The organism is Streptomyces pluripotens, assembly GCF_000802245.2.
GTDB lineage: Bacteria > Actinomycetota > Actinomycetes > Streptomycetales > Streptomycetaceae > Streptomyces > Streptomyces pluripotens.
The window spans coordinates 5721289-5728448 of the sequence record NZ_CP021080.1; the positions used below are offsets into that span (position 1 = coordinate 5721289).

Annotated in this window: 5 protein-coding genes and 1 pseudogene; 3 read left to right on the top strand and 3 right to left on the bottom strand. The window is 67.6% G+C overall.

The window, feature by feature from the left end; translation table 11 throughout:
• Position 1: 1 nt before the first annotated feature.
• From LK06_RS25640 to LK06_RS25650, 3 genes and pseudogenes are all read right to left on the bottom strand, one after another.
• Positions 2-794, bottom strand: a pseudogene (locus LK06_RS25640) (IS256 family transposase); the annotation flags it as partial.
• 92 nt (positions 795-886) lie between these two features.
• Positions 887-1117: a hypothetical protein gene (locus LK06_RS25645; protein WP_043432503.1), complete on the bottom strand. Its 231-nt coding sequence runs from the start codon at positions 1115-1117 to the stop codon at positions 887-889.
• Between the two features lie 86 nt (positions 1118-1203).
• The gene (locus LK06_RS25650; RefSeq protein WP_043432505.1) at positions 1204-1956 is read right to left on the bottom strand and encodes a thioesterase II family protein; all 753 of its coding nucleotides are present in this window, start codon (positions 1954-1956) and stop codon (positions 1204-1206) included.
• 684 nt (positions 1957-2640) lie between these two features.
• On the opposite strand from LK06_RS25650, the gene LK06_RS25655 reads away from it, so the two are divergent.
• Genes LK06_RS25655 through LK06_RS25665 form a run of 3 tightly spaced genes read left to right on the top strand, consistent with a single transcriptional unit; the run spans position 2641 to position 7100 of the window.
• A complete protein-coding gene (locus LK06_RS25655) occupies positions 2641-4224 on the top strand; it encodes a class I adenylate-forming enzyme family protein (protein ID WP_043432507.1) in 1584 nt (527 codons plus the stop codon).
• A gap of 57 nt (positions 4225-4281) precedes the next feature.
• On the top strand, positions 4282-5550 hold the full coding sequence (gene hemA / locus LK06_RS25660; protein WP_043432510.1) for a 5-aminolevulinate synthase: 1269 nt from the start codon (positions 4282-4284) through the stop codon (positions 5548-5550).
• Entirely contained in the window at positions 5547-7100 is a 1554-nt protein-coding gene (locus tag LK06_RS25665) for a long-chain-fatty-acid--CoA ligase (protein WP_043432538.1), read from the top strand. Before hemA ends, LK06_RS25665 begins: the two co-directional genes overlap by 4 nt.
• The last annotated feature ends 60 nt before the right edge of the window (positions 7101-7160 follow it).

Genomic DNA, 7160 nt, shown 5'->3' on the forward strand with positions numbered 1-7160 from the left:
ACTGCCGGAAGCGACATCTTGTTTCCGTACGGCTCCAGTGAACGATGCACGTTTGGACGACCGTGCGGGGCCAGACCGTCTCAACAGCGTCCGGTAGACCCTTCAGCCCGTCGCAGACGAGCATCAGGACATCTTCAACTCCGCGATTCTTCAGCTCGGTGAAGACCTGCAGCCAGTGCTTGGCGCCCTCACCACCGTCACCGGCCCAGATCCCGAGAATGTCCCGGGTGCCCTCGACCGTGACGGCCATCGCCACGTAGACAGGGCGATTGGCGACCTTGCCATCGCGAATCTTGACGTTGATAGCGTCCACGAAGACGACCGGGTACACGCGGCGGTTTCCACGGGCGGGCCTGCCATTCCGCCATGCCCTCCATCACCGCGTCGGTGATCGTGGTGATGGTCTGCTTGGACACCTCCGCCCCGTACACCTCGGCCAGATGAGCCGATATCTCCCCGTGCGTGAGGCCCTTCGCGGACAGGGACAGCACCATCTCGTCCACGCCGGTCAGACGGCGCTGCCGCTTGCGGACGATCTGCGGTTCGAAGGTGCCGGCGGTGTCGCGGGGCACCTTCACCTCGACCGGGCCGACATCGGTCAGCACCGTCTTGGCCCGGGTGCCGTTACGGCTGTTGCCGCTGTTCCTGCCGGCCACATCGTGCTTGTCATAGCCGAGGTGATCGGTGATCTCACCCTCCAGCGCGGACTCCAGCACCCGCTTGGTCAGCTGCTGCAGCAGACCACCCTGCCCGGTCAGCTGCAGCCCCTCCGACCGGGCCCGCTCCACCAGCATCGCGACCAGCTGCTCGTCGGACACAGCCACAGGCTGCCCGGACTCGGCGCTCTCGACAGGCTCCACGGTCTCCAACTCCACGGCGGTATCAGTCACTTGACGTCTCTCCCTTGATCGTCGGATCCGCCGTTAGATTTACACTCCCACCCAGGCCGCAGGTCGCCCAGGTCGCCGCGCGGGCCGGTGGTGCGCAGCGGGTGGGTGCCGCGCTCCGCGGCCGCCACCGCGCGCATTTCGGGCGGTGGCGGGGTGCCGGAGCCGATGATGCCCGTGCAGGACAGCAGCCCCACCAGCAGGATGAGTACGGACCGGATGCGTGCCATAGGACCAGGTTCCGCTTCCGGCCGGCCTCAAGACATCCGACGGGCCCCCGACTTCGGTGCGCGCTGTCCCGACCTCGGGTATGCCGCTAAACCGGAAGAGATCGTGCCGGTTCCATGGAGATACGGGCCACCTCCTCGGCCGCCGGTACGAGGTAGAAGTGGTCGCCCCGCAGCATGGTGAGGTTGAAGGGACCCGAGGTGACCGCGCGCCATCCTGCCGCCTCGTCGGGGGTGACCTGTGGATCCCGGTCACCGGTCAGGGCATGGACGGCGGTCCGCAGCGCCGGCGCGTCGGGCCGGCGGCGGTAGTCGTTGATCAGGTGGTAGTCGTTAATGATGGCGGGCAGAACCAGCTCCCGCAGGTCGGGGTCGCTGAACAGGGCCGCGTTCGTGCCACCCAGGGAGCTGACGGCCGCGATGATCTCATCGTCCGTCCGCACCGCGGGCGCTGCGCAACTGTCGGGGGAACGGCCCGAGACGCACAGGCGGGTGACGTCGTGCGCGGCCCCCGCCTGTTCGAGGCGCAGGAGCGTCTCGTACGCGACGGCCGCGCCCATGCTGTGTCCGAAGAGCACGGTCGGCAACGACGGCAGGGTCAGCAGTTCCCCGGCGATGGCCGACACCAGTGGATCCATCGCCGGGACCAGCGGTTCGCGGAACCGGTTCTCGCGCCCCGGGTACTGGACGGCCAGGAGCTCCACCGAGGGGTCCACATACTGCCCCCAGGGATGGTAGAAGCCCGCCACGCCGCCCGCGTGGGGAAAGCAGACCAGACGGCGTGCGGGGCGCTCGGGCCGGGTGTGGCGGGTCAGGTACGACGAGGGCGGGGACAGGGGCATGTCAGGTTTCCGATCTTCAGCAGGAGAGTGTCTCGCCCGGCGGGGTGAGGCTGCCGCCGGGTTCGGTCGGCGCCCGTGTCGGTGTGCGACGCGGGGCACCGGGGATCAGCGCCAGTCCATGGTCACATCGAGGCCGCTGTAGCCCTCCCGTCGCCGGCGACGCCCTCCGTTTTGCGGGCGAACCGGTGCCGGCCAGACTTTGCCGCCCCGGAACCGTGTGGTCCCCCGCCGTCGATGACCTCGGCGAAGCCCGCGAGTTCGCCGGTCATCGCGGTCAGCCAGGGCGCGGCCCTCTGCGCGTGCCGGCTCGCGGAAACCCTGGCCGGCGCGAGCAGAGCCGCAGGAGACGAAGGGCTTGACCTGCTGTTTCCGCGTAAGGCACGTAAGTGTTCCTCCCGGCGCAGAGTGCGGGCCGTAAGTGCCGGGGCGCGTCGGCCGAGGAGTTTCGGTGGCCCAGGACTCCCGCTCCCTCCCCGGCTCCGGAGGTGCGGTCACCTCGCCGGGTGCGCCGACGCCCCGAGAGGCGGCCCGGCGTGTGCCCCGAACGGCTACCCCGATCGGGATGCCTTCCGGCTCTCCGTTGTAGCCGGTCGAACGATCTACCGCCTCCTTCCCCCGCACGGTGAAGATTGAATGCCCGATCGGACGACGTCGTGACAGTTGGCAAGGTAAAAGGAAGGTCCCATGAGCCTGCCGCAGCATTGGTGGAGCGCAAGTCGGAGTTATGTCTCGGAGATCCTCACGCTGTTCGCAGCCACGCCGGACCGGGATGTCGTTCATTGGCGCGGTAAGGCGTTCTCCGGTGGTGAAATGGTCCGGTCCGTCACGGACGCATTCCTTGCGCTGCGCGACCGTGGAGTGGGCAAGGGCGATGTGGTGGCGATATTCGTCGCACCCAACAGCCCCGAGATGCTCACCGTGCGCTACGCGACCCATCTGCTCGGCGGCGCCGTGTGTTATCTGCGAACCACCAATCCGGGTACCAGGACAACGGTACTTCCGCTGGATCACCAGATGCAGATCCTGCGCGAAACCGATGCGGTGACCCTCTATGCCGACGAGGAGTGCTCGGAGCGCGCGACCGAGCTGGCCGAGGCCGGTGGGCTTCCTCTCACGCGCGTTCAGGACGGGGGAAGCGGAGAGGCCGGCCTGGCCGAGGGTATGGGTGCCCCGGAGCTCGCGTCATGGGACCCGCAGGCGCTGGCCTTCATCGGCTTCACGAGTGGCAGCACCGGCCGGCCCAAGGGCATCCGGCTGTCGGGTCGCGCGTGGGAAGCCACGGTTCGCGCGTGGATGGATGTCGGTGGTGAATACGACTGTGCGTCGATCCTGGTGACGACCCCGCTGAGTCACGGCGTCGCTGCGATGGTGGACGCGGTCTTCGCGCTGGACGGAGCGCTCCATCTCCATGAGAGCTTCGATGCCGAGAAGTTCGTGGACGCCGTCTCCGCCGAGAAGGAGATCTCGTGGACGTTCATGGCGACGAACCACGTGTTCCAGGTCATGGACCATCTGGCTGGGCGCGGAATTCGTGACACTGCCGATCTGGAAGCCGCAGGCCTTTCCTCGCTGAAGCGGATCGTCTACGGCGGAAGCCCTGCGGCACCCGCGCGCATCGCACAGGCTTTTCAGCTGTTCGGCCCTGCCATGGCGCAGGGTTACGCCACGAGTGAGAGCGGCCGGATCACGATCCTGACTCCTCTGGAGCACGGCGAACCGGAACTCGCGGCCACGGTCGGCCGGCCCTTTCCCGAGGTGGAGGTCGCCGTCTGCAACTCCAACACCGGCGCGCAGTTGGCGCCGGGAGAGATCGGCGAGGTCCGTGTCCGCTCGCCTCAGATGATGGACGGCTACAACGGCAACCCGGAACTGACCGCACAGGTCATCCGGGACGGCTGGTATTTCACCGGTGATATCGGGCGCCTCGATGAGCGGGGGTATCTGACTCTCCTGGGGCGGGTGGCCCACGTCATCAAGGTCGGCGGCGTCAAGGTTCATCCCATCGTTCTCGAGGCGGAAATCCTCTCCCACCCCGGAGTTCTGCACGCGGCCGTCTACGGCGTGCAGGACGAGGACGGAAGCGATCACATCCACGCCGCTGTCGAATGCGACCCGGCCGCGGTGGTCGACGTGGAAGACATCCGTACGCGGATCGCCGAGAGGCTTTCTCCGATTCACGTGCCCGAGAAAGTACACGTCCTGAGCGCTCTGCCGATGAACAGCAACGGCAAGCCCGACAAGGTGCTCCTGAAGTCCCAGTATTCCTAGACCGTGAAACCTTCGGTTCGCAGGTCAATTCGACCACTACGTCGAGAAGGCGAGTGCATGAACGTTCACCTGGCATCATATCTGAGTGGGACCACCGCCGGCGATCTCGCCGGAAGCAAGCGGGAGTTCCTGGAGATCGGCCGGCGTTCCGGTGATTACCCCATGGCCACTGCGCGGCGCGACGGGGTGGATTCGGAAGTAAGCGTCTGGTGCAGCAACGACTACCTGGGCATGGGCCAGAACAGCCAGGCCGTCGCCGCCATGCACGCCGCGATAGACACCCATGGCGTGGGCTCCGGAGGTTCCCGGAACATCGGCGGAACCAACCATTACCACGTCCTTCTCGAAAATGAGCTGGCGGATCTGCACGGCAAGGAATCCGCTCTCCTCTTCACCTCGGGATACACCGCCAACGAGGGCTCCCTCAGCGTGCTGGCGGGGCTGCCGGAAGACACCGTCGTGTTCTCCGACGCGAAGAACCACGCCTCGATCATCGACGGCCTCCGGCATAGCGGCGCGAAGAAGCACATCTTCAGGCACAACGATGTCGCCCACCTGGAAGAACTGATCGCGGCTGCTCCCGCCGACTGCCCGAAGCTCATCGCCGTGGAATCGGTCTATTCCATGTCGGGCAACGTCGCGCCGCTCGCCGAGATCGCCGACATCGCGGACAAGTACGGTGCCACCACCTTCATCGACGAGGTCCACGCGGTCGGCATGTACGGACCGCAGGGCGCCGGCATCGCCGCGCGGGAAGGCATAGCCGACCGGTTCACGGTCGTGATGGGCACCTTGGCGAAGGGCTACGGCACGGTCGGCGGCTACATCGCGGGCCCGGCGGCCCTCGTGGACGCGGTGCGGACCTACTCGCGCTCGTTCGTCTTCACCACCTCCCCGCCGCCGGCGGTCGCGGCTGCTGCGCTGGCGTCGGTCCAGTACCTGCGGTCCTCCGACACCGAGCGGGAGGCCCTCGCGGCGAACGCGCGGCTGCTGCACAGCCTTCTGATCGAGGCCGACATCCCGTTCGTCTCGACGGACTCCCACATCGTCGCGGCCTTCGTCGGTGACGACGAACTGTGCAAGCGGGCGTCCCGGCTGCTGTTCGAGCAGCACGGGATCTACGTCCAGTCCATCAACGCCCCCAGCGTGCCCGCGGGCGAGGAGATCCTGCGGATCGCTCCGTCCGCCGTGCACGAGCAGAAGGATGTCGAGACCTTCGCCGACGCCCTGCACGGGATCTGGAAGGAACTGGAGATCCCGACCGCGAGTGCACGGGAGTGGGCCACGTCCGCTCTCCGGGGCCGCGGCGCCCGCACCGCCGGATGACCATGTCTGTCGCGGGCGTACTCGCCGGCGCGGCGGCGCGGCGACCCGACCACCCGGCCGTGATCCAGGGCTCCGAGCGTGTCACCTATGGGTGGCTGTGGGACCAGGCACGTCGCTACGCCGCCGTACTGCGGGCCGGCGGGGCGCGGCCGGGAGACGCGGTCGCCGTGCTCCTGACCGACACCCCGCGGTTCCCCGTCGTGTACTTCGGCGTGCTGGCGGCCGGCGCGGTCGTGGTTCCGCTGAACGTCATGTCGACCCCCTCGGAGATCGGTCAAGTACTGACCGATGCCGACGCCCGTTTCCTAGTGTGCGACGTCCCCCTGCTCGCCGGGGCGAGAGAGGCGGCGGAGCCGCTCGGCACGGTGCTCCTCACCGTCGGGCCGGGCCCCGGGGGCGCGGTCGACCTGGAGAGCGCGGCACAGGACACGGCGCCGATCGGCGACGCCGCGGTGCGGGAAGCCGACGACGTGGCGGTCGTGTTCTACACGTCCGGCACGACGGGCGAGCCGAAGGGGGTGATGCTCACCCACCGGAACATCCTGCACAACGTCGAGAGGATGGTCGCCACTCCGTACATGTTCCGCAGTGACGACGTGTTGCTCGGCTGCCTGCCGCTGTCGCACGGCTTCGGTCAGATCTGCGGCATGCTGACCGGCTTCCGCGCCGGTATCTCGATCGTCCTGATGCCGAGGTTTTCCGGGCGGGAGGCACTCGCGCTGATGACGGAACACCGGTGCACGGTGTTCATGGGCGTACCGACCATGTACGTCAAGCTGCTCGACGCGGTGGCGCGGGGTGAGCAGGCCCCTCGGCTCGACCGCGTGTACAGCGGGGGATCGGCGCTCCCGGTGAAGACCCTCGAAGAGGTCCGGAGCACGTTCGGATGTCCTGTGTACGAGGGCTACGGGATGACCGAGACCTCGTGCAGCGTGGCCTATCACTATCCGGGCGTGACGTTCCGCCCCGGAACGGTCGGTGTTCCCATCACCGGCGTCACGGTCGGTATAGCCCGGCCGAACACCGACAGGATCGATCTCCTGCCGGCCGGCGAGGTGGGCGAGATCGTGGTGCGTGGTCCGAACGTCATGGCCGGATATCTCGGTCGCCCGGACATCACCGCCGAGGTCCTGACCGACGGCTGGTTCCTCACCGGTGATCTCGGGACGCTGGACGGCGACGGTTACCTCTCGGTCGTGGGCCGGAAGAAGGACCTGATTCTCCGCGGTGGCTACAACGTCCATCCGCGGGAGATCGAGGAGATCCTCGCCGGGCATCCGGCCGTCGCGCAGGTGGCGGTCATCGGTGTCCCGCACCCGGAACTCGGTGAAGAGGTCTGGGCGGTTGTCGTGCCCGCCCGGCCGGAGGAAGTCACCGCCGGAACGGGTGCCGAGATCATCGAATGGGGCAGACAGCGCCTTTCCGCTTACAAATACCCACGGCGCGTCGAGTTCACCGACGCCCTCCCGTTGGGATCCAGCGGAAAAGTCCTCAAACGGATGCTGGTCGCGGCCTACGAGACGGCCGGCTCGTCATTGCAGACGAAATAGAGGCACATCGGCACAGCACCCGCGGCACGGCTGCGGGTGCTGTGCCCCTGCTCAGGAATC